21 protein-coding genes and 1 pseudogene are annotated in these 23,973 nt (G+C 67.3%); 12 read left to right on the forward strand and 10 right to left on the reverse strand.

All coding sequences use genetic code 11. The annotated features are described in order from the left end of the window. The first annotated feature begins 37 nt into the window (after nt 1-37). The 8 genes from AC1RNQ_RS03995 to AC1RNQ_RS04030 all read left to right on the forward strand — a co-directional run bounded on the left by AC1RNQ_RS03995 (nt 38) and on the right by AC1RNQ_RS04030 (nt 8,360). Nucleotides 38-1,129, forward strand: a complete 1,092-nt coding sequence (locus AC1RNQ_RS03995; protein ID WP_493169116.1) for a Zn-dependent alcohol dehydrogenase — start codon at nt 38-40, stop codon at nt 1,127-1,129. Beyond that, nucleotides 1,126-2,193 carry a phosphotransferase family protein gene (locus AC1RNQ_RS04000; protein WP_493169117.1) on the forward strand — a complete coding sequence of 356 codons (1,068 nt, stop codon included), beginning with the start codon at nt 1,126-1,128 and terminating at the stop codon, nt 2,191-2,193. Before AC1RNQ_RS03995 ends, AC1RNQ_RS04000 begins: the two co-directional genes overlap by 4 nt. Next, the gene (locus AC1RNQ_RS04005) at nt 2,190-2,951 is read left to right on the forward strand and encodes an SDR family oxidoreductase (RefSeq protein WP_493169119.1); all 762 of its coding nucleotides are present in this window, start codon (nt 2,190-2,192) and stop codon (nt 2,949-2,951) included. The genes AC1RNQ_RS04000 and AC1RNQ_RS04005 overlap by 4 nt, the downstream gene beginning before the upstream one ends. Then, nucleotides 2,948-3,754, forward strand: a complete 807-nt coding sequence (locus AC1RNQ_RS04010) for an SDR family NAD(P)-dependent oxidoreductase (RefSeq protein ID WP_493169120.1) — start codon at nt 2,948-2,950, stop codon at nt 3,752-3,754. The genes AC1RNQ_RS04005 and AC1RNQ_RS04010 overlap by 4 nt, the downstream gene beginning before the upstream one ends. Before the next feature lie 16 nt (nt 3,755-3,770). Then, nucleotides 3,771-4,718, forward strand: coding sequence for an aldo/keto reductase family protein (locus tag AC1RNQ_RS04015; protein WP_493169122.1), 948 nt, complete (start codon nt 3,771-3,773; stop codon nt 4,716-4,718). Next, nucleotides 4,715-5,929 carry a serine hydrolase domain-containing protein gene (locus AC1RNQ_RS04020; RefSeq protein WP_493169124.1) on the forward strand — a complete coding sequence of 405 codons (1,215 nt, stop codon included), beginning with the start codon at nt 4,715-4,717 and terminating at the stop codon, nt 5,927-5,929. The genes AC1RNQ_RS04015 and AC1RNQ_RS04020 overlap by 4 nt, the downstream gene beginning before the upstream one ends. Nucleotides 5,930-5,949: 20 nt before the next feature. Beyond that, entirely contained in the window at nt 5,950-7,983 is a 2,034-nt protein-coding gene (locus AC1RNQ_RS04025; RefSeq protein ID WP_493169125.1) for a 3-hydroxyacyl-CoA dehydrogenase NAD-binding domain-containing protein, read from the forward strand. Between the two features lie 152 nt (nt 7,984-8,135). After that, nucleotides 8,136-8,360 (forward strand): hypothetical protein, encoded by a 225-nt coding sequence (locus AC1RNQ_RS04030; RefSeq protein ID WP_493169126.1) that lies wholly within the window; start codon nt 8,136-8,138, stop codon nt 8,358-8,360. A 96-nt stretch (nt 8,361-8,456) separates the two neighbouring features. On the opposite strand, the pseudogene mmsB reads toward AC1RNQ_RS04030, so the two are convergent. The 9 genes and pseudogenes from mmsB to AC1RNQ_RS04075 form a co-directional block, all read right to left on the reverse strand. Further along, nucleotides 8,457-9,335 (reverse strand): annotated as a pseudogene (gene mmsB, locus AC1RNQ_RS04035) (3-hydroxyisobutyrate dehydrogenase); the annotation flags it as partial. Nucleotides 9,336-9,487: 152 nt separating this feature from the next. Then, nucleotides 9,488-10,270 carry an enoyl-CoA hydratase-related protein gene (locus AC1RNQ_RS04040; RefSeq protein WP_493169128.1) on the reverse strand — a complete coding sequence of 261 codons (783 nt, stop codon included), beginning with the start codon at nt 10,268-10,270 and terminating at the stop codon, nt 9,488-9,490. A gap of 99 nt (nt 10,271-10,369) precedes the next feature. Next, a complete protein-coding gene (locus AC1RNQ_RS04045; RefSeq protein ID WP_493169130.1) occupies nt 10,370-11,419 on the reverse strand; it encodes an enoyl-CoA hydratase/isomerase family protein in 1,050 nt (349 codons plus the stop codon). A gap of 148 nt (nt 11,420-11,567) precedes the next feature. After that, nucleotides 11,568-12,728: an acyl-CoA dehydrogenase family protein gene (locus AC1RNQ_RS04050; protein WP_493169395.1), complete on the reverse strand. Its 1,161-nt coding sequence runs from the start codon at nt 12,726-12,728 to the stop codon at nt 11,568-11,570. 2 nt (nt 12,729-12,730) lie between these two features. Continuing rightward, nucleotides 12,731-13,144, reverse strand: a complete 414-nt coding sequence (locus AC1RNQ_RS04055) for a RidA family protein (RefSeq protein WP_493169132.1) — start codon at nt 13,142-13,144, stop codon at nt 12,731-12,733. Beyond that, a complete protein-coding gene (locus AC1RNQ_RS04060; protein ID WP_493169134.1) occupies nt 13,137-13,445 on the reverse strand; it encodes an I78 family peptidase inhibitor in 309 nt (102 codons plus the stop codon). The genes AC1RNQ_RS04055 and AC1RNQ_RS04060 overlap by 8 nt, the downstream gene beginning before the upstream one ends. Nucleotides 13,446-13,467: 22 nt before the next feature. Further along, nucleotides 13,468-14,025, reverse strand: a complete 558-nt coding sequence (locus AC1RNQ_RS04065; protein ID WP_493169136.1) for a hypothetical protein — start codon at nt 14,023-14,025, stop codon at nt 13,468-13,470. A 46-nt stretch (nt 14,026-14,071) separates the two neighbouring features. Then, complete coding sequence (locus tag AC1RNQ_RS04070) at nt 14,072-15,010, reverse strand: polysaccharide deacetylase family protein (protein WP_493169138.1); 939 nt, start codon at nt 15,008-15,010, stop codon at nt 14,072-14,074. A gap of 7 nt (nt 15,011-15,017) precedes the next feature. Continuing rightward, nucleotides 15,018-16,523 (reverse strand): CoA-acylating methylmalonate-semialdehyde dehydrogenase, encoded by a 1,506-nt coding sequence (locus tag AC1RNQ_RS04075; protein ID WP_493169396.1) that lies wholly within the window; start codon nt 16,521-16,523, stop codon nt 15,018-15,020. A gap of 95 nt (nt 16,524-16,618) precedes the next feature. Between AC1RNQ_RS04075 and AC1RNQ_RS04080 the strand changes: the two genes are divergently transcribed. The 4 genes from AC1RNQ_RS04080 to AC1RNQ_RS04095 all read left to right on the forward strand — a co-directional run bounded on the left by AC1RNQ_RS04080 (nt 16,619) and on the right by AC1RNQ_RS04095 (nt 23,269). Then, nucleotides 16,619-17,506 carry a LysR family transcriptional regulator gene (locus AC1RNQ_RS04080; protein ID WP_493169139.1) on the forward strand — a complete coding sequence of 296 codons (888 nt, stop codon included), beginning with the start codon at nt 16,619-16,621 and terminating at the stop codon, nt 17,504-17,506. A 255-nt stretch (nt 17,507-17,761) separates the two neighbouring features. Next, nucleotides 17,762-18,562: an ImuA family protein gene (locus tag AC1RNQ_RS04085; protein ID WP_493169141.1), complete on the forward strand. Its 801-nt coding sequence runs from the start codon at nt 17,762-17,764 to the stop codon at nt 18,560-18,562. Continuing rightward, a complete protein-coding gene (locus tag AC1RNQ_RS04090) occupies nt 18,453-20,003 on the forward strand; it encodes a Y-family DNA polymerase (RefSeq protein WP_493169143.1) in 1,551 nt (516 codons plus the stop codon). The genes AC1RNQ_RS04085 and AC1RNQ_RS04090 overlap by 110 nt, the downstream gene beginning before the upstream one ends. Then, nucleotides 20,000-23,269 carry an error-prone DNA polymerase gene (locus tag AC1RNQ_RS04095; protein ID WP_493169144.1) on the forward strand — a complete coding sequence of 1,090 codons (3,270 nt, stop codon included), beginning with the start codon at nt 20,000-20,002 and terminating at the stop codon, nt 23,267-23,269. Before AC1RNQ_RS04090 ends, AC1RNQ_RS04095 begins: the two co-directional genes overlap by 4 nt. 23 nt (nt 23,270-23,292) lie before the next feature. Here the strand turns inward: AC1RNQ_RS04095 and AC1RNQ_RS04100 are convergent, their stop codons facing one another. Continuing rightward, complete coding sequence (locus AC1RNQ_RS04100) at nt 23,293-23,877, reverse strand: TetR/AcrR family transcriptional regulator (protein ID WP_493169145.1); 585 nt, start codon at nt 23,875-23,877, stop codon at nt 23,293-23,295. Between the last annotated feature and the right edge of the window lie 96 nt (nt 23,878-23,973).

Below are 23,973 nucleotides of genomic sequence, written 5' to 3' on the forward strand. Positions count from 1 at the left end.
CTCCCGCGAGCGGGAGGGGGACTGTACGGAGACTTGAATGACCAAAGCCGCCATCCTGATCGAAGCCGGCCAGCCGCTGTCGATCGAGACCGTCCAGATCGCCGACTGCGGCCCGCACGAGGTGCGCATCCGCACCGCGGCGTGCGGCCTGTGCCATTCGGACCTGCATTTCATCGACGGCGCCTATCCGCACCCCCTTCCGGCCATTCCCGGCCATGAGGCGGCGGGCATCGTCGAGGCGGTCGGCAGCGAAGTGCGCACGGTCAAGGTCGGCGACGCGGTCGTGACCTGCCTCAGTGCCTTCTGCGGCCACTGCGAATTTTGCGTCAGCGGCCGGATGTCGCTGTGCATGGGCGGCGACACGCGCCGCGCGCCGGGCCAGCCGCCGCGGATCACGCGCCCCGACGGCAGCGTCGTCAACCAGATGCTCAACCTCAGCGCTTTTGCCGAGACGATGCTCGTCCACGAACATGCGTGCGTCGCGATCGACCCCGAGATGCCGCTCGACCGCGCCGCGGTGATCGGCTGCGCGGTGACCACCGGCGCGGGGACGATCTTCAACGCGTGCAAGGTGACCCCGGGCGAGACCGTCGTCGTCGTCGGTTGCGGCGGGGTCGGGCTCGCGACGATCAACGCCGCGAAGATCGCGGGCGCGGGGCGGATCATCGCCGCCGACCCGGTGCCCGAGAAGCGCGCGCTGGCGATCAAGCTCGGCGCGACCGACGTCGTCGATGCGATGGACGCCGATGCCGCGAAACAGATCCTCGAGATAAGCAAGGGCGGCGTCGACCATGCGATCGAAGCCGTCGGACGTCCGGCCTCGGCGAGCCTCGCGGTCGCGTCGCTGCGCCGCGGCGGCACCGCGACGATCCTCGGCATGATGCCGCTTTCGGAGAAGGTCGGCCTGTCGGCGATGGACCTGCTCAGCGGCAAGAAGTTGCAGGGCGCGATCATGGGGGGCAACCGCTTCCCCGTCGATATCCCGCGCCTTGTCGATTTTTACCTGCGCGGCCTGCTCGACCTCGACAGCATCGTCGCCGAGACGATTCCGCTCGAGAGGGTCAACGAAGGGTTCGAAGCGATGAAGAGGGGCGATGCCGCGCGGTCGGTGATCGTGTTCGACCAATGACGCTCGACGCGCAAAAGGCTTTCAGCGGCACCGTCGCGCCCGAGGGCGCCGACATCCTCGACGAAGCGAGGCTGACCGTGTGGATGGCAGCGCATGTCGAGGGCTTCGAGGGACCGCTGACGCAGGGCAAGTTCGCCGGCGGCCAGTCGAACCCGACCTACAAGATTTCGGCGCCGTCGGGCAATTATGTCCTCCGCCGCAAGCCCTATGGCCCGCTGCTCCCCTCGGCGCATGCGGTCGACCGCGAGTATAAGGTGCAGGCGGGGCTCCACAAGATGGGCTTCCCCGTCGCGCGCCAATATGGCCTGTGCATCGACGACGGCGTCGTCGGCAGCTGGTTCTATGTGATGTCCATGGTCGACGGCCACACGATCTGGGACGGCGCGATGCCGGGGTCGACGCCGGAAAACCGCCGCGCGACCTATGAAGCGATGATCGACACGCTCGCGGCGCTGCACAGCGTCGATGTCGAAGCCGCAGGCCTCAGCGATTTCGGCAAGCCGGGCAATTATTTCGGCCGCCAGGTCGACCGCTGGACCAAGCAATACCGCCTCTCCGAAACCGAGACGATGGACGAGATGGAGCAGCTGATCGCCTGGCTGCCCGCGACCTTGCCCGAGCAGACGCGCACCAGCGTCGTCCATGGCGATTACCGCATCGACAATATGATCTTCGCGAAGGACCGGCCGCAAGTGCTCGCGGTGCTCGACTGGGAGTTGTCGACGCTTGGCGATCCGCTCGCCGATTTCACCTATGTCGCGATGGCGTGGGTGACCGAAAACGGCGGACGCTCGGGGGTCGAGGATCTCGACCGCAAGGTGCTGGGCATTCCCGAGCTCGACGAGATGGTCGAGCGTTATTGCGCCGCCACCGGTCGCGACGGCGTGCCCGACATGAACTGGTATTTCGCGTACAACTTCTTCCGGCTCGCGGGGATCATCCAGGGCATCAAGAAGCGCGTGATCGAGGGTACCGCCTCGTCGCAGCACGCGAAGGACATGTCCGAACGCGTCCGTCCGCTCGCCGAAAAGGCGTGGGATTTTGCCCGAAAGGCCGGCGCATGAGCCTGTTCGACCTGAGCGGCAAGGTCGCGATCGTCACCGGATCGTCGCGCGGCATCGGGCGCGCGATCGCCGAGGAATATGCCGATCATGGCGCGAAGGTAGTGATCACCAGCCGCAATCTGGAACCGTGCGAAGAGGTCGCGGCGGCGATCAACGCCAAACATCCCGGCCATGCGATCGCGGTGTCGTCGAGCCTGTCGTCGAAGGAATCGCTGCAGGCGATGGTCGACGCCGGGCGCGCCGCTTTCGGACCCGTAGACATCCTCGTCTGCAACGCCGCGTCGAACCCGCATTACGGCCCGATGGAGACGATCAGCGACGAGGCGCTGCGCAAGACGCTTGACCATAATATCGTCGCGCAGCACTGGCTGATCACGATGGTCGTGCCCGGCATGCGCGAACGCCGGGCGGGGTCGATCATCCTCGTCTCGTCGATCGGCGGCCTGCGCGGGACCGCGATCATCGGCACCTACGCGATCACCAAGGCGGCCGACATCCAGATGGTCAAGAATCTGGCGCGCGAATTCGGGCCGTCGAACATCCGCATCAACGCGATCGCGCCGGGGCTGGTGAAGACGGACTTTGCAAAAGCGTTATGGGAAAATCCCGACAATCTGAAGGCGTCGGTGTCGAACGCCTGCCTCGGCCGTATCGGCGAGCCGCGCGAGATCGCGGGCGCGGCGGTGTTCCTGGGGTCCGAGGCGGCGAGTTTCATGACCGGACAGACGGTCGTGCTGGATGGAGGTGTGGTGGTATGAGCGGAGCATTGGACGGCAAGGTCGCGATCATCACCGGCGCCGGGTCGGGGATCGGCCGCGCGAGCGCTCTGCGCTTCGCCGCCGAGGGCGCGAAGCTGGTGCTCGGCGACAAGACCGCGGCGGTGCACGACACCGCCAGGGCGGTGACCGATGCGGGCGGCCAGGCGGTCGCGCTGGAGATCGACGCCGGCATCGAGGGGGATGTGGCGAAGCTCGTCGCGACCGCGCAGGAGACTTATGGCGGGCTCGACGTCGCTTTCGCCAACGCCGGGATCATCGGCGACATGGGCGGCATTTTCGATTTCGACCCCGCCGCCTGGGCCGAGACCCTGCGCGTCAACCTGATCGGCCCCGCGCTGATGGTGAAGCACGCCGGCAAGGCGATGGTCGATCAGGGCCGCGGCGGCGCGATCGTGCTGACCGCGAGCGTCGCGGGGATCAATTCGGGCGCGGGTCCGGGGGCTTATTCGGCATCGAAGGCGGGGGTGATCAACCTCGCCAAGACCGCGGCGCAGCAGCTGACCACCAGCGGCGTGCGCGTCAACGCGATTTGCCCGGGCCTCACCGAGACGGGCATGACCAAGCCGACCTTCGACTATGCCAAGGCCAAGGAGGTCACCCACAAGCTGGGGCAGCTCAATCCACTGAAGCGCGCGGCGCAGCCCGAGGAACTGGCGAATGTCGCGCTCTTCCTTGCGAGCGACCAGGCGAGCTATGTCAACGGGCAGGCGATCGCGGTCGACGGCGGGCTGACCAGCTCGCACCCGGTGACGCGCCAGCTTTTGGGCCAGACCTCGCACTGACGAAAGGACGCGCACGATGCAGTATCGGCAGCTTGGCGACAGCGGGATCGAGGTTTCGGCGATCTGCCTCGGCAGCTGGCTCACTTACGGGGTCGGGGTCGACGACAGCGCCGGGCGCGCCTGCGTCGATGCGGCGTTCGACGCGGGCATCAACTTCATCGACACGTCGAACATCTATGGCCGCGGCGCCGCTGAAAGCTTCCTCGGCGACGCGCTCGAGGACCGGCCGCGCGATAGCTATGTGCTCGCGACCAAGCTCTTCTTCCCGATGACCGAGACCGACAGGGGGCTGTCGGCGGCGCAGGTCGCGAAACAGATCGACGCGAGCCTCGCACGGCTGCGCACCGACTATGTCGATCTCTATCAATGCCATCGCTACGATCCCGACACCCCGCTCGCGGAGACGATGGAAGCGCTCTCCGAGGTAGTGCGCAGCGGCAAGGCGCGCGCGATCGGCTTTTCCGAATGGTCGCCCGAGCAGATCGAGGCGGCGGTCGCGCTGGCGCCTCGCCATGTCAAATTCGTGTCGAGCCAGCCGCAGTACAGCCTGCTCTATCGGCGCGCCGAAAAGAAGGTCATCCCGATCAGCATCGCCAACAGCATCGGCCAGATCGTCTGGTCGCCGCTCGCGATGGGGGTGCTCAGCGGCAAATATGCGCCCGGTTCGGCGCCGCCCGCCGGGACTCGCGCGGCGGGCGACGACGCGGCCTTCATGAAGCTCTATATGACCGACCCGGTGCTCGAAGCGGTGCAGCGGCTGCAGCCGGTCGCCGACAAGGCGGGCTGCACCATGGCGCAGCTCGCGATCGCCTGGGTGCTCGCGCAGCCGGGCATCACCAGCGCGATCGTCGGCGCGAGCCGCCCCGAGCAGCTGCGCGAGACCGCGAAGGCGGCGGACCTGGCGATCGACCCCGTGCTGCTCGCCGAGGCCGCCTTCATTCTCGAAGGAGTTCGAGTTTCGTGAGCGGTTCCAGCAATTTGGGGTTCGACAAGGCGCGGCTCGATCGCATCCCGGCCTTCCTGAAGGCGAAATATGTCGATGCCGGCCGCCTGCCGCACGCCGCGACTCTGGTATCGCGGCGCGGCGAGGTCGTGCACCAGTCCTGCGTCGGCGAGGGCCGCCCGGGCGAGGCGCTCAAGGACGATGCGATCTTCCGCATCGCGAGCATGACCAAGCCGATCACCAGCATCGCCTTCATGATGCTGGTCGAGGAGGGCAAGGTCGCGCTCGGCGATCCGCTCGCCAAATTTTGCCCCGAGTTCAAGGACACCGGCGTGTTCGTCGCGGGCGGCGGCACCATCCCCTTCGTCACGCGCCCGCCGGCGACGCCGATCCGCATGGTCGACCTGCTGCGCCACACCGCGGGGCTGACCTATGGCTTCCAGGAGCGCACCCCGGTCGACGCGGCATATCGCAAGGCGCGGATCGACGATTTCGACGCCGCCTATACGATGGACAGCTTCATCGAGGGGCTGGCGAAGATCCCGCTGCAGTTCGACCCCGGCGCGCACTGGAATTATTCGATGGCGACCGACGTGCTCGGCGCGGTGGTCGAGCGCATCGAGGGCAAACCCTTTGCGCAAGTTTTGCAGGAGCGCATCTTCGGCCCGCTCGCGATGGTCGATACCGGGTTCAAGGTACCCGCCGACCAGCAGCATCGCCTCGCCGATGCCTATGCCTTCGACGCGCAGGCGAAGATGAAGATTTTCGACAGCGGCGCGACGAGCCGCTGGGCCAAGGACCGCAGCTTCCATTCGGGCGGCGGCGGGCTGGTCTCGACGCTCGCCGACTATCACCGCTTCTGCCTGATGCTGCTCGGCGGCGGGCGGCTCGACGGCACCCGCATCGTCAGCCGCAAGACGCTCGCGCTGATGACCGCGAACCATCTCGTCGGCGGCGGCGACCTCGTCCAGCATAGCGTCGGCATCTTTTCGGAGGCCGAGAATGCCGGGGTCGGCTTCGGGCTCGGCTTTGCCGTGACCGAACAGCCGGCGCAGACGCTGACCCCCGGGTCGGTCGGCGATTATTATTGGGGCGGCATGTTCTCGACCGGTTTCTTCGTCGATCCGGTCGAGGAACTCGCAATGGTCTTCATGACCCAGCTGATGCCATCCTCCACCTATCCCGTGCGGCGCGAGGTCAAGACTTTTGTCCACGCCGCGCTCAACGACTGACCCCTCTTAAGGAGCCTGACATGTCCGAAGAAACTCCCAACAGCGTCACGCTGGAGAAGGACGGCAATGTCGCCGTCGTCATCGTTAACAACCCGCCGGTCAACGCGCTGAGCTGGCACGTCCGCGAGGGCCTCGCCAATCACTTCGCCGCCGCGCTCGCCGACGACAGCGTCAAGGCGATCGTGCTGCGCTGCGATGGCGGCACCTTCATCGCCGGCGCCGACATCAGCGAGTTCGGCAAGCCGCCGCGCGGCCCCGATTTCAACGCGGTGCTCAACAGCATCGAAGCCGCGACCAAGCCGGTCGTCGCCGCAATCCACGGCACGGCGCTAGGCGGCGGGCTCGAGACCGCGCTCGTCTGCCACTACCGCGTCGCGGTTCCCTCGGCGAAGCTCGGCGTGCCCGAGGTCAAGCTCGGCCTGCTGCCCGGCGCCGGCGGCACCCAGCGCCTGCCGCGCGTCGTCGGGGTCGAGGCCGCGGCGACGATGACCTCGACCGGCGATCCGGTTCCCGCGCCCAAGGCGAAGGAGCTCGGCCTGGTCGATGCCCTCGCGGGCGAGGACAGCCTTGCCGCCGATGCGATCGCCTTTGCGCGCGAAAAGATCGCCGACGGCCCGCGCCCGACGCGCGACCGCGCCGTGTTCGGCGACGTTGCGATCATCGAACAGCTCAAGACCGCGAACGCCAAGCGCTGGCGCGGCTTCGACGCGCCCTACGCCAACCTCGCCTGCGTCGAGGCGGCGACCCGGCTGCCCTTCGAGGAAGGCCTCGCCTTCGAGCGCCAGGAATTCATGAAGCTGATGTTCGGCAGCCAGTCGGCGGCGCAGCGCCATATCTTCTTTGCCGAGCGCCAGGCCGCGAAGATCGACGGCCTGCCCAAGGACACCGCGCTGCGCGACGTCAGACAAGTCGGCGTGATCGGCGCGGGCACGATGGGCGGCGGCATCAGCATGAACTTCCTCCAGAAGGGCATCCCCGTCACCATCGTCGAGATGCAGCAGGAAGCGCTCGACCGGGGCACCGGGGTGATCCGCAAGAACTATGAGGCGAGCGCCGCCAAGGGCCGCTTCAAGCCCGAGCAGGTCGAGCAAATGATGGGCATCCTGACCCCGACGCTCAATCTCGACGATCTCGCCGACTGCGACCTGATCATCGAGGCGGTTTACGAGAATATGGACGTGAAGAAGGAGATCTTCGCGAAGCTCGACAAGATTGCGAAGCCCGGCGCGATCCTCGCGTCGAACACCTCCTACCTCGACATCGACGAGATCGCGACCGCGACGAATCGCCCCGGCGACGTGCTCGGCATGCACTTCTTCTCGCCCGCCAATGTCATGAAGCTGCTCGAGGTGGTGCGCGGCGACAAGACCGCACCCGATGCGCTGGCGACGGCGATGGCGATCGGCAAGAAGATCGGCAAGGTCGCGGTGGTCGCGGGGGTGTGCGACGGCTTCATCGGCAACCGGATGCTGAAACCGCGCCAGGTCGAGGCGATGAACCTGCTGATGGAAGGCGCCACGCCGCAGCAGATCGACAAGGTCCATGTCGATTTCGGCATGCCGATGGGGCCATTCCAGATGAGCGACCTTGCGGGGGTCGATATCGGCTGGCACCGCGACCCGACACGCATCGAAAGCATCCGCGACGCGCTCGCCGCCGCGGGCCGCTGGGGGCAGAAGACCGGCAAGGGCTTCTACGATTATGACGAAAAGCGCAATCCGTCGCCCAGCCCCGAAACCGCCGCGATCATCGAGGATTTCCGCCAGCAGTCGAACAAGGCGAAGCGCGAGATCAGCGACCAGGAAATCATCGAGCGCACGCTTTATCCGATGGTCAACGAAGGCGCGCTGATCCTGGCCGAAGGCAAGGCGCAGCGCGCGTCGGACATCGATGTCGTGTGGATCTATGGCTATGGCTGGCCAGTCTATCGCGGCGGCCCGATGTTCTGGGCGGGGCTGGAAGGCACCGACAAGATCGTCGCGGCGCTGGAGAAGCATGGGTTCGCGGTCGCGCCGCTGCTGAAGGAAAAGGCCGAGGCGAAGAGCGGCTTCTAAAACCCCTTCGCTCACGAAAGGCAGGCCGTCTGTCCCAGCGCGGGGCAGGCGGCCTTTCTTTTGCCTGCGGGTCGCCGCAGGCATGAGCGAAGGCTTGCGATTCAGGGTTAAAGCGCTGGCAGCATCTGCCGTTAGGGCAGAGCATGACGCCCATGTCCGCTCTCGCCGTCCTTCTGCTCGCCGGAACGGCCGCCGCCACGCCCGCCGCGACGCCGCAGGCGACGGCGACCGGCATCGCGCGTGCGCGCATCATCGCACCGGCCGAGGTGCGGCGGGTTGACGGGCGGCTGGAAGTTCGCACCGGCGATCGCAAGGCGCCGACACAGGTGCATCGCACCGACCGCAAGGACGGCGGCGAGACGGCGGATTTTTACTGACAGCACGTCGCCCCCGCGAAGGCGGGGGCCGTTATCGGTTTACGCAGCAGCGCTGAGCAAGGTGGCCGACGGCCCCCGCCTACGCGGGGGCGACGATCATGATTGCAACGTCTGGATGATCGCCGAAAAGTCGCGGCCGTCCTTGTCGGCCTCGACGAAGGCTTCGTAGAGTTCGCGCGCCTTCGACCCCATCGGGACGTCGGCGTCGACGCTCGCCGCCGCCTCCATCGCGAGGCGGAGATCCTTGAGCATCAGCGCCGCGGCAAAGCCGCCGGCATAGCCATTGTCGGCGGGGGTCACCGGACCGACGCCGGGGAGCGGCGCGTAGCTGGTCAGCGACCAGCACTGCCCCGACGACACACTGGCGATGTCGAAGAATTTCTGCGGATCGAGCCCGAGCTTCTGCGCGAGCGCCAGCGTTTCGCACGTCGCAATCATCGAGGCGCCGAGCAGCATATTGTTGCAGATCTTGGCCCCCTGCCCCGCGCCCGCGTCGCCGGCGTGGATCACCGCCTTGCCCATCGCAGCAAGGATCGGTTCGGCGCGCGCGAAGCCTTCGTCGGTGCCGCCGACCATGAAGGTCAAAGTGCCGGCGTTGGCGGCTGCGATGCCGCCCGACACCGGCGCGTCGACCGCGACGAGATCATATGAAGCGGCATTCGCAACATTGATCCGAGCCGTTTCGACGTCAATCGTAGAGCAGTCGAGTAGAAGGGTTCCCGGTTCTGCCGTCCCAAACACCGACTCTTCATATACTTGGGTGACATGCTTTCCGGCTGGCAACATCGTTACCACGGCATCCGCTCCATGAACGGCAAAGTTTGCAGCCTTGGCAGCTATGCAGCCGGCCTCGACCGCGCGCGCGCGCGCCTCTTCACTGAGGTCGAAGGCGCGCACTTCATGCCCCGCCTTTGCGAGGTTCGCGGCCATGCCGCCGCCCATGTTGCCGAGTCCGATAAAGGCGATTTTCATTGTCTCTCTCCGTGAGCCCTCTCCCCTTCAGGGGAGAGGATATGGAGGCTTGGCGCGAAGCGCCTAGCCGGAGTTGGAGAGGGGCATGAAGAGCGGCTCTCGCCTGCGTCCCCCTCTCCCAACCCTCTCCCCTGAAGGGGAGAGGGCTTAGAAGGTCACCGCCCCTTCCACACGCCTTCGCGTTTCTCGATGAAGGCGGCCATGCCCTCGGCCTTGTCCTCGGTCGCGGCGAGGATCTGGAACAGGCGGCGTTCGTAGATCAGCCCCTGGTCGAGCGAGGTCTCGAACGCGGCGTTGACCATGTCCTTGTTCACCATCGCGGCCATCGGCGGCATGGAGGCGATCGTCGTCGCGGTCTTGAGCGCTTCCTCCAGCAGGTTTTCGTGCGGCACGACGCGCGCCACCAGCCCCGACCGCTCGGCCTCGGTACCGTCCATCATGCGGCCGGTGAGGCACATTTCCATCGCCTTCGCCTTGCCGACCGCGCGGGTCAGCCGCTGCGACCCGCCCATGCCGGGGGCGACGCCGAGCTTGATTTCGGGCTGGCCGAATTTCGCTTTTTCGGATGCGATGATGAAATCGGCCATCATCGCGAGTTCGCAGCCACCGCCGAGCGCGAAGCCGTTGACTGCGGCGATCCACGGCTTGCGAACCTTCTTCACGAAATCGCTTGTCCATTTGGAGAAGAAATCCTCGAGGTAGAAATCGGCCGCCGGCTTGTCGGCCATTTCCTTGATGTCGGCGCCCGCGGCAAAGGCCTTGTCGCCCGAGCCGGTGAGCACCGCGCAGCGCTGGCTGTCGTCGGCTTCGAAAGCGGCGAAGGCGGCGATCAGATCGTCGAGTACGCCCGAGTTGAGCGCGTTGAGCGCCTGCGGGCGGTTGAGGGTGACGAGCGTGACGGCGCCGCGCTGTTCGACGATGATGGTTTCGTAGGTCATTCGGTTATCTCCGGATTATCATCATGCCGGACTTGATCCGGCATCCCGCTTGGCGACGCTGAGGCAGCGGGACCCCGGATCAAGTCCGGGGTGACGAGGTTAAGCGAGGGGTTTCCATTCTTCTTCGGCGGGCAACGGCGCGAAGATCGCGGCGATCAGATCGTCGCCGACGCCTTCCGCCGTCGCGGGATTCCATTTTGGCGCATTGTCCTTTTCCACGATCACCGCGCGCACGCCCTCGGCGAAGTCGGGGCGGGTGAGCACGCGGCTGCCGATGCGGTACTCCATCGCCATGTTCGCGGCGAAGTCGGGCAGAGCAAGGCTATCCGCGAGCTGGCGCAGCGCGACCTTGCAGGTCTGGGGCGATTTGGTGCGCAGCGCGGCGAGTTCCTTCGCCGCCCATTCGCCCTTGTCGGCTTCGAGCGCGGCGAGGATGTCCTCGAGCCGGTTCGACGCGAACAGGCGGTTGATGTCGGCGATATGCGCGAGGATCTTCGCCTCGGGCGGGGTGACCGACAATTCGCCCAAAATGCCGGCGATGCGATCGGGGTGCTCGGCGATCCGCGCCTTGGCCTCGACGAGCTTGTCCGCCGGGAGATAATGGGTCGCGAGGCCGAGCGCGAGGCATTCGGCGCCGTCGAGCCGCGCGCCGGTCAGCGCGAGGAAGGACCCCACGCGCCCTTCGAGCCGCGACAGATACCAGCCACCGCCGACGTCGGGGAAGAGGCCGATCCCCGTTTCGGGCATGGCGAGGCGGGTATTTTCGGTCGCGACGCGATATTTCGCCGGCAGCGCAATGCCGACCCCGCCGCCCATGGTGATGCCGTCCATGAACGCGACCACCGGCTTGGCATAAGTGAAGAGCAGGTGGTTGAGCCGATATTCGTCGTGGAAGAAGCGGCGACCCGAGGCGCCGTCGTCGGTCAGCGCCGAATTGCGCAGGAAGGCGATGTCGCCCCCGGCGCAGAAGCCGCGCCCTTCGCTATGGTCGAGCAGCACCGCCTGCACGGCGGCATCGTCTTTCCAGGCGACGAGCGCGTCGGTCATTGCATGGACCATGTCCAAGTTGAGCGCATGGATCGCCTTGGGGCGGTTGAGCGACAGACGGCCAGCGGCGCCCTCGGTTGCAATCAGGACATCCTCGGTCATTGGCGATCCTCCCCGGAACGGGGAGGGGGACCACCGAAGGTGGTGGTGGGGCACCCTCGCCCAAGCGCCGCGTATGGGGGCACGTGCCCCTCCACCATGCTTCGCATGGTCCCCCTCCCCCGGTGGGGGAGGATCGGTTCGATCGTCATCATTGGCGCAGCAGGTCCCGTCCGACGATCATCCGCATCACCTGGTTGGTGCCTTCGAGGATCGAATGGACCCGCAGATCGCGCCAGAAACGCTCGATGGGATAGTCACGCAGATAGCCATAGCCGCCGAACAATTGCAGCGCGTCGTTGACGATCTTGCTGCCGTTATCGGTCGCGAGCCTTTTCGCCATCGCCGAGAAGCGCGACTTGTCGGGCGCGTTCGCGGTGACCTTGGCGGCCGCGAGATAGAGCAGCGCGCGTGACGCCTCCAGATCCGTCGCCATGTCGGCGAGCATGAACTGGGTGTTCTGGAAATCGGCGATCGGGGACCCGAACTGCTGACGGTCCTTGGTGTAGGCGATCGCCTCGTCGAGGCAGCGCTGCGCGCCGCCCAAGGAACAGGCGCCGATGTTGAGACGGCCGCCGTCGAGCCCCGCCATCGCGAAGCGGAAGCCGTCGCCCTCGGCGCCGACAAGGTTTTCGACGGGCACGCGGCAATCCTCGAAGATCACCTGCGCCGTGGGCGAGGCATTCCAGCCGAGCTTCTTCTCGGGCGCGCCGAAGCTGAGGCCCGGGGTGTCCTTTTCGACGACGAGGCAGCTGATGCCCCCCGATTTGCTTTTTGGCGACTTCTCGTCGCCGGTGCGGACCATGCAGACATAGATGTCGTTGGTGCCGGCGCCCGAGATGAACTGCTTGGTGCCGTTGAGCACATAATGATCGCCGTCTCTTTTGGCCGTGGTCTTGAGCGCGGCCGCGTCGGAGCCCGAGCCCGGCTCGGTCAGGCAATAGCTCGCGATCTTCTCCATGCTGACGAGGCTTGGCAGAAAGCGCGCCTTGACCTCGGCGCCGCCGAAGCGGTCGATCATCCACGTCGCCATATTGTGGATCGAGACATAGGCGCTGGTCGCGGGGCAGCCATAGGCCATCGCCTCCATGATCAGCGCCGCCTCGAGCCGGCCGAGTCCGATGCCGCCCGATTCCTCGGCGACGTAAATCGCGCCGAAGCCGAGCTCGCCCGCGGCCTTCCACACCTCGACGGGATAATGATGCTTCTCGTCCCATTCGGCCGCGAAGGGCGTGATGCGATCGGCGGTGAACTTGCGCGCCATGTCCTGGATGGCGAGCTGGTCGTCGGTAAGCTGGAACTGGTCGGTCATGGTCATTTCTCGATGAGGATGGCTTCGGCTTCGATTTCGACTTTCCACTCGGGGCGGATCAGCGCGGGGATGACGAGCATCGTCGACGCCGGGCGGATATCGCCGAACATCGCGCCGTGCGCGCGGCCGACGAGGTCGGCGTCGGCGGGGTCGGTGATATACATGCGCGTGCGCACGACGTCGGCGGGCGACCCGCCGAGCGCTTCCAATGCCTCGCGGATGATCGTCAGGCAGCGCGTGGCCTGCGCCCCGGCATCGCCGGGGGTCGACGAGCCGTCGGGCTCGATCGGCGCGCAGCCGGCGACGTCGATGCGATTGCCGACGCGCACCGCGCGGCTGTAGCCATAGACGGGCTCGAACGGCGAAGCCGAGCTATGGTTGCGACGCGCCCCCGCCGCCGCTTGCCCGTCAGCCACAGCTGACCCGCTCGATCTTCATCGCGCCGTCGTAGGAGACGGTGAGCCGGTCGGGGCGGAAATCCATCGTCACCGCCATGCCCGGCGCGACCCAACGCAGGGTGCGCGCACCGGTCGCGCGGAGCAGCGCGGCGCCGGTCTCGGCGGTCGCGGTCTGGCCGACGAAGCTCTGCGCACCGTCGGCGTTGCACTCGGCGGCAGCGGGCGGCGTCGGCGGCGGCGCGGGTTCGGCATCGCCGCCCATGCTCGAGCAAGCGGCGAGCGGCAGCGCGGCGGCAATTGCAATCCAGCGAATGTCCATCTTTGGTCTCCCTTTCAAGGCATCAGGCACAGCGCGTATAGCGCATCGGGCCGGCGGCGGCACCCTCGCCATAGTCGCGGCGGATCAGCATTTTCCCGCCATCCTGCGCGTCGAGCAGCATCAGCCGGTCCCAGTCCATGCCCTCGCCGCTGAACTTGTAATCGGCGACGATCCGGCGCGCGTCGCGTTCGCGCACCCGCGCGAGTCCGCCGTGCGATTCGTGGAAGCGCAGGTTCGCGGCGTCGATCACCAGCGCGGTGAGGTCGGTGCCGGGCTTTTTCGGGCAGTCGGCGGGGTCGAGCGCCCAGCGCCCGCGGATCGCAGCGGGGATCGTCTTGTCGCCGGTTCCGATGCCGGGTTCGGCGCCCGTCAGCGGCGGCTCGGACGGATCGGGTTCATAGCCGCGATCCTCCTCCCAGCGCGCCATCGCGTCCTTGTCGTCGGCGGGGGCGGGGGGCACCGTTTCGGGAACGGGCGCGACCGACGCCCTTTCCTCAGGGGCGGGCGCCGCCTTGTCTTCATTGCCGCCGCCGCAGGCGGCGAGCATCAGAAAACCGGCGGGGAGCCAATAGCGTTTCATCGTCTTTCTCCTTCGCGGGAGAAATGCCCGGGTTCCGGTGAGGGTTTCATTCGCCCTCGCCTTCGCCCAGCACGCGGCGCTCGAATTCGGCGGTCGCGAGCGTCGTATCATTGTAGCGATACCAGCGCGGCGCGGGCACGCCCGCTTCCCACGCGAGCGCCTCGGTCAGCGTGCCGTTCGCCGACGGGGTGTCGGGCATCATTGTGCCGATGGGGTCGGCATAGGCGGTATCGGCGCTGATCACGGTCCAGCCCGCCTTGCGGAGCGCGCGGACCAGGTCGCCGATATAAAGCGCGGCGAGGTCGGTTTCGTGGAGGAGCATCATCTGCACCGGCTGACGCCCGATGACTTTTTGCATCAGCGCGTCCGCATGGTCGGCGGCCTCGACATGCCAAGTGACATAAAGCTGGCCGAGCGCATCGCGGTCGATCGGCTTGCCGGCCTTCGCGGCGTGGATCGTCAGCGTTTCGAGGTGCCAGTCCGACGATTCGGCGGTGACATAGCCGTTCCTGAGCCCGCGCGCCGCGAGACCCGCACGCAGCGCGTCGCGCTTGACCTTGTCCTTGCCGCCCTCGTCGAGGAAGGGGAAGCGGAACCAGGGGCGATAGCCGGGGCGGCCCTTGAGCCAGGCCTCGGCCTTGTCGATATCGGCGAGATAGGCCTCGGCGCTCGTCGCATTGAGATGCGGGTGGCTGTAACTGTGGTTGGCGATGACGTGCCCCGCGGCGACATAGGCGGCGAGCCTTTCCTCGCCGCCGGTGCCATCGCCGCGCCCGAGCGCGCCGGGGTTGACGAAAAAGACCGCCTGCGGCGCCTCGGCCGCCTTCAGTTCGGCGATGATGCGCTCGGTCCGCTCTTCGGGAGTGAAGAAGGCCCCGCGCCCGCGCGGCGCGTCGTCGAACGACAGCGCGATCATCTTCTGCGCCGCCGCCTGGACCGGCAGCAGCAGCAGAATCAGCAGAGGCAGGAGCAGCCGCCGCAGCAAAGCGGCATCAGCCCATCGTCGGGATGACGAAAGCGTTGCCGCCGTCGGGCGACCCGTCGGGCCAGCGCGCGGTGATCGTCTTGACCTTGGTCCAGAATTTCACGCCCTCCATGCCGTGCTGGTTGGTGTCGCCGAACGCCGACCGCTTCCAGCCGCCGAAGCTGTGATAGGCGACCGGCACCGGGATCGGCACGTTGATGCCGACCATCCCGACATTGACCCGCGCGGCGAATTCGCGCGCGGCATGGCCGTTGCGCGTGAAGATCGCGACGCCATTGCCGTACTGGTGCTTCGACGGCAGCGCGAGCGCGGTTTCGAAATCGGGGGCGCGGACGATCTGCAGCACAGGGCCGAAAATCTCTTCCTTGTACGATTCCATGTCGGTGGTGACATGGTCGAACAGGGTCGGGCCGATGAAGAAGCCTTTCTCATGCCCCTGCAGCGTGAAGCCGCGGCCGTCAATCACCAGTTCGGCGCCCTCGTCGGCGCATTTCTGGATCCAGCCCTCGACCTTTTCCTTGTGCGCCTGCGTCACCACCGGGCCGTAATGCGCCTCGGCATCGGTCGACACGCCGACGCGCAAAGCTTCGATCGCGGGGATCAGCTTGGCCTTCAGCCGCTCGGCGGTCTCGTCGCCGACGGGGACGACGACCGGCAGCGCCATGCAGCGTTCACCCGCCGAGCCGAAGGCGGCGCCGGCGAGATCATTGACGACCTGGTCGAGGTCGGCGTCGGGCATGACGATGCCGTGGTTCTTGGCGCCGCCCATCGCCTGCACGCGCTTGCCGTTGGCGACGCCGCGGTTGTATACATAATGCGCGATGTCCGACGAGCCGACGAAGCTGACCGCGCCGATATCGGGATGGTCGAGGATCGCGTCGACCATTTCCTTGTCGCCGTGGACGACCTGGCAGATGCCCGCGGGCAAGCCGGCTTCGAGAAAGAGTTCGGCGAGGCGCACCGGGACGCTGGGATCACGCTCGCTGGGCTTGATCAGAAAGGCGTTGCCGGTCGCGATCGCGACCCCCGACATCCACAGCGGGATCATCGCGGGGAAGTTGAACGGGGTGATGCCCGCGCCGATGCCGATCGGCTGGCGCATCGAATAGACGTCGATGCCGGGGCCCGCGCCCTGCGTATATTCGCCCTTGAGCACATGCGGGATGCCGCAGCAGAATTCGATGACTTCGAGCCCGCGCTGGATATCGCCCTTCGAATCGGCGATCACCTTGCCATGCTCGCTCGACAGCAGGTGTGCGAGTTCGTCCATATGGGCTTCGACGAGGCGCTTGAATTCGAACATCACGCGCGCGCGGCGCTGCGGATTGGTCGCGGCCCAGGCGGGCTGCGCCGCCTTCGCCGCGGCGACCGCCTTTTCGAGGAGGGCGGCATCGCCCAAGGCGACCTCGGCCTGCACGCCGCCGCTATTGGGATCGAAGACCGGGCTGCTACGTCCAGCGCTATTGGCCCCGCCACCGGCACCGCCGACGATAAGATGGTCGATCTGTCGCATCATGAGTCTCCCGAAATTGTTGCCGCTGCCACAGCCGAGTTGCGGGGCGATTGCAAGGGATAGACTTGCAGGGCGATGCTGCATATTTGCAGGCCATGGACTGGGACAAGCTGCAATATTTCCTGACCGTGGCGCAGCAGGGCACGCTCGCGCGCGCCGGGGCGGCGCTGCAGGTCGATGCGACGACGGTCAGCCGCCAGCTGAGCGCGCTCGAGGCGGCATTGCAACAAACCTTGTTCGAACGCGCGCCGGGCGGTTTCCTTTTGACGGCGGCCGGCCGCGCGCTCGTCCCGCACGCCGAGGCGATGGCGGCGGCGGCGGCGCGCATCCGCTCGGCCGGCGACGGGGGCGCGGCGCTGTCGGGGCAATTGCGGGTCAGCGTGTCCGAGGGATTCGGCAACAGCTTCATCGCGCCAAGATTGGCAGGTTTCGTCGCCGCGCATCCCGAGCTCGAGATCGATCTCGTCGCCTCGTCGGGGTTTCTGAATCCGTCGCGGCGCGAGGCCGATATGGCGGTGCTGCTCGCGCGGCCGCGCAAGGGCCCGTTGATCACGCGCAAATTGTCCGACTACAGCCTCGGCCTTTATGCGCCCGCACATCGCACCGACTGGCAGGAAGCGGTCGCCGCCACGCCGCTGTCGCGCGCCGGGGTGCCGGTGATCGGCTATGTTCCCGACATCCTTTACGCGCCCGAACTCGACTATCTGGGCGAGATCGAGCCGGGGCTGCGCGCCGGGGTGCGCTCCTCCTCGATCCTTGCACAAAGGCGGATGATCGCGGGCGGCGCGGGGGTCGGCGTGCTGCCTTGCTTCCTCGCCGCGGGCGATCCCGCACTAGTGCGCGTGCGGCCCGAGCAGGTGATCGCGCGCGCCTTCTGGCTCGCGCTCCACCGCGACGTCGCCCCGCAACCGCGCATCCGCGCCTTCATCGACTGGCTCGATGGCGAGGTGCGCGAGAGCCGGGGTTTGTTCGTGCCGGGGTAACCGGACTCTTCACCTCCCCGCTCCTGTTCTTCGTCATCCCCGCGGACGCGGGGATCCAGCTTTTTCCTTCTTCGTGCCTTTGCGCCTTTGCGTGAGATTTTTCTGATTTCACGCAAAGGCGCAAAGGCACGAAGAAAAGAGCAGAAGAAGGAAGCTGGATTCCCGCCTACGCGGGAATGACGAATGTGGGCCGTCCCCTGACTCGTCTTGACAAGCGCAGCCTCGAAAGCGCTAATAGAACAAATCAGGAACATTATGCCCCACGAGTCGCACCCCTCTATCGCCGGCCTGCGCCGGCGTCTCGCCCGGATCACCGGCGAGGCCGAACCGCGTGGTCAAACCGCGGGGCGGCTGGCGAGCGGCCATGTGGGGTTCGACGCCGCGCTGCACGGCGGCCTCGCGACCGGCCGCGTGCATGAATTTTTCGCCGCCGATGCGCTCGATGCCGCCAGCGCCGCCGCTTTCGCCGCACTGCTCGCGCTACGCCTCCCCGGCAAGGAACCGCTGGTCTGGCTGCGCACTGCCGACGCCGCGCGGCGCGGCGGGCACATCTACGCCCCCGGCATCGCCGAGCTCGGCGGCGATCCCGACCGGCTGCTGCTGATCGAGGCGCCCGATCCCAAATTGCTGCTCGCCTGCGCCAACGACGCGATCCGCTGCGCCGGGTCGGCGGCGGTGATCGTCGAAAGCTGGGGTCCATGGCGCGCGCTCGACCTCACCGCGGGGCGACGCCTCGCGCTCGGCGCGCGCGATGCGGGGACGACGCTGCTGATGCTGCGGCTCAATGCGACGCCGTCGCCCAGCGTCGCCGAAACGCGCTGGAACGTCGCCGCGGCGCCGTCGCGCGCGCTCGAGGCCAATGCACCCGGTGCGCCCGCCTTCGACCTCGAACTGCTGCGCTGGCGTGCGGGACTCGCGGGCGGGCGCTGGCAATTGGAATGGAACCATGACGAACATGTCTTCGGGCCAAATACCGGCGAAGCGGCGCTATCTGGCGCTGTTCTTCCCGTGGCTGCCCGCCGAGCGGCTTTGCCGCACGGCGCCGCGGCCGCCTGACGCCCCGCTCGTCTTCGCCGAAAAGGCGCGCGGCGCGCTCCGCCTCGCGAGCGTCGACCGCGCCGCGCAAGCGGTCGGGCTCGCCCCCGGCATGCCGCTCGCCGACGCGCGAGCGCGGGTGCCCGAGCTGCTCGTCGTCGCGCACGACCCGGTCGCCGACGCCGCCTGGCTCGACCGGCTGGCGCTCGGGTGCAACCGCTATTCGCCGCTGGTGGCGATCGACGCCCCCGACGGGCTGATCCTCGACATCGCGGGCACCGAGCATCTGCTGGGCGGCGAAGCGGCGCTGATCGACGATCTGGAGACGCGGCTGTCGCGGCTCGGGATGAGCATGCGCGTCGCGCTCGGCCCGACCGCCGATGCGGCGCGCGCGCTCGCGCGCTACCAGACGCGCGCCGCACCCGACGAAGCGGGGGCGGTGCGCCGCCTGCCCGTCGCGGCGCTCGAACTCGAAGCCGAGGCGACGACCGCGCTGGTGCGCGCAGGGCTCAAGACGATCGGCGACCTCGCGAGCCGCCCGATGGCGAATATCGCCGCGCGCTTCGGCGCCGATGCCGCGACGGCGCTGCGCCGCATCCTCGGCGATGCGCCGAGCCCGCTCGACCCGCGCATCGCCCCACCCCCCGTCGCGACCGAGCGCCGTTTCGCCGAGCCGCTGGGCAGCAGCACGCATGCGACCAAGGTGCTCGCCGAACTGGTGGGCGAGGCGATGGTCGAGCTGAGCGAGCGCGGCAAGGGCGGGCGCCATTTCCGCGCGACCTTCTTTCGCAGCGACGGGCTCGCGCGCGGCATCGCGATCGAGACCGGCCATCCGACGCGCGACACCGGCCTCGTCATGCGGCTGTTCGCCGAGCGGATGGACGGGCTCGCCGATCCGCTCGACCCCGGCTTCGGCTTCGACATGATCCGCCTCGCGGTGCCGCGACTCGAGGCGCTCGGCGCGACGCAATTGAAGCTCGAAGGCGGCACGGTACGCAGCGCGGCGATGGACGAGCTCGTCGACCGGATGACGACGCGGCTCGGGCGCGGGCGCGTCCGGCGCCTGCTCGCCGCCGACACGCATATCCCCGAACAGGCGCAGCTCGCACTCCCCGCCATCGACGCGCCGCCGCCCGCGCCCTGGCAGGCGCCGGGGCCCGGCGAGCCGCCGGCGCGTCCCTTCCACCTCTTCGACCCGCCGCAGCCGATCGAGGTGATCGCCGAGGTTCCCGACGGCCCGCCGCACCAGTTCCGCTGGCGGCGGCAGGCGCATGCGGTGCGCCGCTACGAAGGCCCCGAACGCATCGCCGCCGAATGGTGGCGCCGCCGCGACAATGGCGGGCTGACCCGCGACTATTACCGCGTCGAGGATGCGCAGGGCCGCCGCTTCTGGCTGTTCCGCCACGGGCTCTACGACGAACAGCCCGACCCGCGCTGGTATATCCATGGGGTGTTTGCGTGAGCGACGCGCCCGCCTTCGCCGAGCTGGTCGCGGCGACCAACTACAGCTTCCTGCGCGGTGCCTCGCACCCCGCCGACATGGTCGCGCGCGCCATCGCACTCGGCATGAGCGGTATCGGCATCGCCGACCGCAACAGCGTCGCGGGGGTGGTGCGGGCGTGGGCGTTTCTGAAAGATTTGCAGGTCAAAAAGCCCGGCAGCGTCACGCATTTCCGGCTGGTCGTCGGTGCGCGGCTCGTCTTCGCCGACGGCACCCCCGACATCGTCGTCTATCCGGTCAGCCGCCACGGCTGGGGCCAGCTGACACGGCTGCTGTCGACCGGAAACCTGCGCGCGCAAAAGGGCGACTGCATCCTGCATCTCGAAGATTTGCTCGCGCATTGCGACGACCTGCTGCTGATCGCGATGGAGGGCGACGAAGCGCTGCTCCGCACGCTCAAGCAGGCGCGGCCCAAATCGGTGTGGCTGGCGGCGGCGATGCCGCAATCGGGCGCCGATGCGCGGCGGCTGGCGACCCTGCAGCGGCTGTCGGCGGCAACCGGCGTCCCGTTGCTCGCGACCAACGACGCCCTTTACGCGACCGCGGCGCAGCGTCCGCTGCACGACATCGTCACCTGTATCCGCGAAGGCGTGACCGTCCAGAAAGCGGGCAAGCTGCTCCGCGCCAATGGCGAACGCCATTTGAAAGCGCCCGCCGAAATGAAGCGATTGTTCGACGGCTATCCCAAGGCGATCGAGCAAAGCAGCAAGCTGCTCGCCCGCATCGGCTTTCGCCTCGAAGACCTCCAATATGAATATCCGCACGAGCCGGTCCCGCCGGGCTGGAAGCCCTTTCCCTATCTCCACCATCTGGTGAAGACGGCGGCGGAAGCGCGTTACAAAACGCCCCTGCCCTCCAAGGTTCGCAAGCTGCTCGCCGACGAGCTGCGGCTGATCAGGAAGCGGCGCTACGTCTATTATTTCCTGACCGTCTATGATCTCGTCCGCTTCGCGCGCGCGCAAGAGCCGCCGATCCTGTGCCAGGGGCGCGGGTCGGCCGCCAATTCGATCGTCTGCTTCCTGCTCGGCGTGACTTCGGTCGACCCGATGAAGCACGACCTGCTCTTTTCGCGCTTTGTCTCGGCCGAGCGCGACGAGCCCCCCGATATCGACGTCGATTTCGAACATGAGCGGCGCGAGGAGGTCATTCAGCATATCTACACCCGCTATGGTCAGGATCGCGCCGCAATCGCCGCGACCGTCATCCATTACCGCCCGCGCAGCACGATCCGCGAGGTGGGCAAGGCCTTGGGGCTCAGCGAAGATGTCACCGCACGCCTCGCCGATACCAGCTGGGGGAGCTGGGGCGACGAGGTGCCGGCCGAACGCCTCGCCGAAGCCGGGCTCAACCCGCATAATGGCGAGATCGAGCGGCTGCACCGTTTCGTCGGCGAGCTGCTGAAGGCACCGCGCCACCTGTCGCAGCATGTCGGCGGCTTCGTGCTGACCGAAGGGCGGCTCGACGAACTGGTGCCGATCCACAATGCCGCGATGGAGGATCGCACCTTCATCGAGTGGGACAAGGACGATATCGACGCGCTCGGGCTGATGAAGGTCGATGTGCTCGCTTTGGGTATGCTGACCTGCATCCGCAAATGCTACGACCTGATGCGCGAGCATGGATTAGGGAACCACACGCTGGAACTCGACATCGATTGCGACGATCCGGAGGTCTACGGCATGCTGTGCAAGGGCGACAGCATCGGCGTGTTCCAGGTCGAGAGCCGCGCGCAGATCAACATGCTGCCGCGCCTCCGGCCCGAAGTCTTCTACGACCTGGTCGTGCAGGTCGCGATCGTGCGCCCCGGCCCGATCGAGGGCGACATGGTCCATCCCTATCTGCGGCGGCGATGCGGCGAGGAGCCGGTCGAATTTCCCGCGCCCGCGCCGCCGTATCCGCCCGATGAGCTGCACGACGTTCTCGGCAAGACCTTCGGCGTTCCCCTGTTCCAGGAACAGGCGATGAAGCTGGCGATGGTCGCCGCGGATTTCAGCCCCGAAGAAGCGAACGGGCTGCGCCGCGCGATGGCGACTTTTCGCAACGTCGGCACGATCGAGAATTTCCGCGAGAAGATGATCGGCGGCATGGTTCGGCGCGGCTACACGCAGGATTTCGCCGAACGCTGCTTCAAGCAGATCGAGGGATTCGGCAGCTATGGTTTCCCCGAGAGTCACGCGCAATCCTTCGCGCGGCTCGTCTATGTGTCGTCGTGGATCAAGCATTATCACCCCGCGGTCTTCGCCTGCGGCATCCTCAATTCGCAGCCGATGGGCTTCTACGCCCCCGCGCAACTCGTCCGCGATGCGCAGGACCATGGGGTCGAGGTGCGCGCGGTCGACGTCAATTTCAGCGGGTGGGACAACAGCCTCGAACAGCGCGACGACGGGACGCTCGCGCTGAGGCTCGGCTTCCGGCAGGTCGACGGGTTTCGCGAGGAGTGGGCGGGGCAGATCGCCGATGCGCGCACCGCCCCCTTCGCCTCGGTCGAGGAACTCGCGCGCCGCGCCAACCTGCCGTCGCGCGCGCTGCGGCTGCTGGCCGAGGCCGATGCGTGCAATTCGATGGGGCTCGAGCGGCGGCCGGCCTTGTGGGATGCGCGGCGGGTGCGGCAGGGGGTGCTGCCCTTGTTCGGCGCCGCCGAAGCCGACGAACTGGGCGCCGAGGATGACGCCAAGCTGCCGCCCACGCCGATGGTCGAACATGTGCTGACCGATTATCAGACGACGCGGCTGTCGCTGAAGGGGCATCCGCTGGCCTTCCTGCGGCGGCGCCTCGACGGCGAAGGGATTTTGAGCTGCCTCCAGGTCGGCGCCGCGAAGAACGGCGCGCTCGTCCGCACCGCGGGTGTGGTGCTGATCCGCCAGCGGCCGGGCAAGGGCAATGCGATCTTCATCACGCTCGAGGACGAGGGCGGGATCGTCAACATCCTGCTCTGGGCGCGCCAGTTCGAACGCTATCGCCGCGCCGTCATGGCGTCGCGGCTGATGGAGGTCGCGGGCGAGGTGCAGCGGAGCAGGGAAGGCGTCGTCCACCTGATGGCGAATCGCATCGTCGACCGCACCGCGCTGCTCGACACGCTGGGCGACACAACCGTCCACCCCGAACTGTGCCGCGCCGACGAGGTCGCGCACCCGCAACAGCCGCGCGGCGCAAAAACGGAATGGGCCCAGCGCCACGGCCATCCGCGCAATGTCCGTATCCTGCCCAAATCGCGCGACTTCCACTGATGCGCTTCAGCGTGCCGCAAACCCTAACAGGTCAGCGCCGCCTCGAACAGGCAGCGGAAGCGTTCGGTGCATTCGGCAATGTCCTCTTCGCTGCCGGCAAAGCCGTCGACCATCATGATCGTGCGCAGCACCCCGATGCCCATCAGGATCGCGAGCAGCATGTTGGCGCGCAGCTCGCCCTGCTCGCCGCCGATCAATTCGGTCAGCGGGCCCAGCACGTCGCGATGGACGAAGTCGCGAATGATTTCGCCCGCCTTGGGCGACGAGGCCGAGCGGAGCATGATGATGAACATCTCCATCCGGTGCTGGCGTTCGTCACCCTCGTCCTCGGCGACCAGCTGCGCGAGAAAGCCCGGGAGTTCCGCGACGCTTTTCGGCTCGCGAAACAGATTCGGATCCTTCTCGTCGACAACGACTTCGCGAAACAGCCCCTCCTTGCCGCCGAAATAGCGGCTGATCAGCGCGACATCGACCTTCGCGTCGCCGGCGATATCGCGCAAACCGACGCTGTCGTAGCTTTCGCGGAGGAAGCGTTGGTGCGCCGCAGCAAGAATCGTCGCGCGGGTGGCGACCGCATCGCGTTTCCTGATTATGATGTCTCTCTCCATGATTCTTTCTTATCGACGCTGAGAATTAAATCAACACCTGTTGACTTAGCTATTGACGCAGATTAGTCGGCAAAGTCTGGCATCGCGCGGCGCCTC

The organism is Sphingopyxis sp. GW821-FHT12F08 (assembly GCF_058806755.1).

Bases quoted from the DNA above. Each gene is read 5' to 3' on its own strand.
- AC1RNQ_RS03995 (WP_493169116.1), top strand. From the start codon at position 38: ATGACCAAAGCCGCCATCCTGATCGAAGCCGGCCAGCCGCTGTCGATC.
- AC1RNQ_RS04000 (WP_493169117.1), top strand. From the start codon at position 1,126: ATGACGCTCGACGCGCAAAAGGCTTTCAGCGGCACCGTCGCGCCCGAG.
- AC1RNQ_RS04005 (WP_493169119.1), top strand. From the start codon at position 2,190: ATGAGCCTGTTCGACCTGAGCGGCAAGGTCGCGATCGTCACCGGATCG.
- AC1RNQ_RS04010 (WP_493169120.1), top strand. From the start codon at position 2,948: ATGAGCGGAGCATTGGACGGCAAGGTCGCGATCATCACCGGCGCCGGG.
- AC1RNQ_RS04015 (WP_493169122.1), top strand. From the start codon at position 3,771: ATGCAGTATCGGCAGCTTGGCGACAGCGGGATCGAGGTTTCGGCGATC.
- AC1RNQ_RS04025 (WP_493169125.1), top strand. From the start codon at position 5,950: ATGTCCGAAGAAACTCCCAACAGCGTCACGCTGGAGAAGGACGGCAAT.
- AC1RNQ_RS04030 (WP_493169126.1), top strand. From the start codon at position 8,136: ATGTCCGCTCTCGCCGTCCTTCTGCTCGCCGGAACGGCCGCCGCCACG.
- AC1RNQ_RS04040 (WP_493169128.1), bottom strand. From the start codon at position 10,270: ATGACCTACGAAACCATCATCGTCGAACAGCGCGGCGCCGTCACGCTC.
- AC1RNQ_RS04045 (WP_493169130.1), bottom strand. From the start codon at position 11,419: ATGACCGAGGATGTCCTGATTGCAACCGAGGGCGCCGCTGGCCGTCTG.
- AC1RNQ_RS04050 (WP_493169395.1), bottom strand. From the start codon at position 12,728: ATGACCGACCAGTTCCAGCTTACCGACGACCAGCTCGCCATCCAGGAC.
- AC1RNQ_RS04060 (WP_493169134.1), bottom strand. From the start codon at position 13,445: ATGGACATTCGCTGGATTGCAATTGCCGCCGCGCTGCCGCTCGCCGCT.
- AC1RNQ_RS04065 (WP_493169136.1), bottom strand. From the start codon at position 14,025: ATGAAACGCTATTGGCTCCCCGCCGGTTTTCTGATGCTCGCCGCCTGC.
- AC1RNQ_RS04075 (WP_493169396.1), bottom strand. From the start codon at position 16,523: ATGCGACAGATCGACCATCTTATCGTCGGCGGTGCCGGTGGCGGGGCC.
- AC1RNQ_RS04080 (WP_493169139.1), top strand. From the start codon at position 16,619: ATGGACTGGGACAAGCTGCAATATTTCCTGACCGTGGCGCAGCAGGGC.
- AC1RNQ_RS04085 (WP_493169141.1), top strand. From the start codon at position 17,762: ATGCCCCACGAGTCGCACCCCTCTATCGCCGGCCTGCGCCGGCGTCTC.
- AC1RNQ_RS04090 (WP_493169143.1), top strand. From the start codon at position 18,453: ATGACGAACATGTCTTCGGGCCAAATACCGGCGAAGCGGCGCTATCTG.
- AC1RNQ_RS04100 (WP_493169145.1), bottom strand. From the start codon at position 23,877: ATGGAGAGAGACATCATAATCAGGAAACGCGATGCGGTCGCCACCCGC.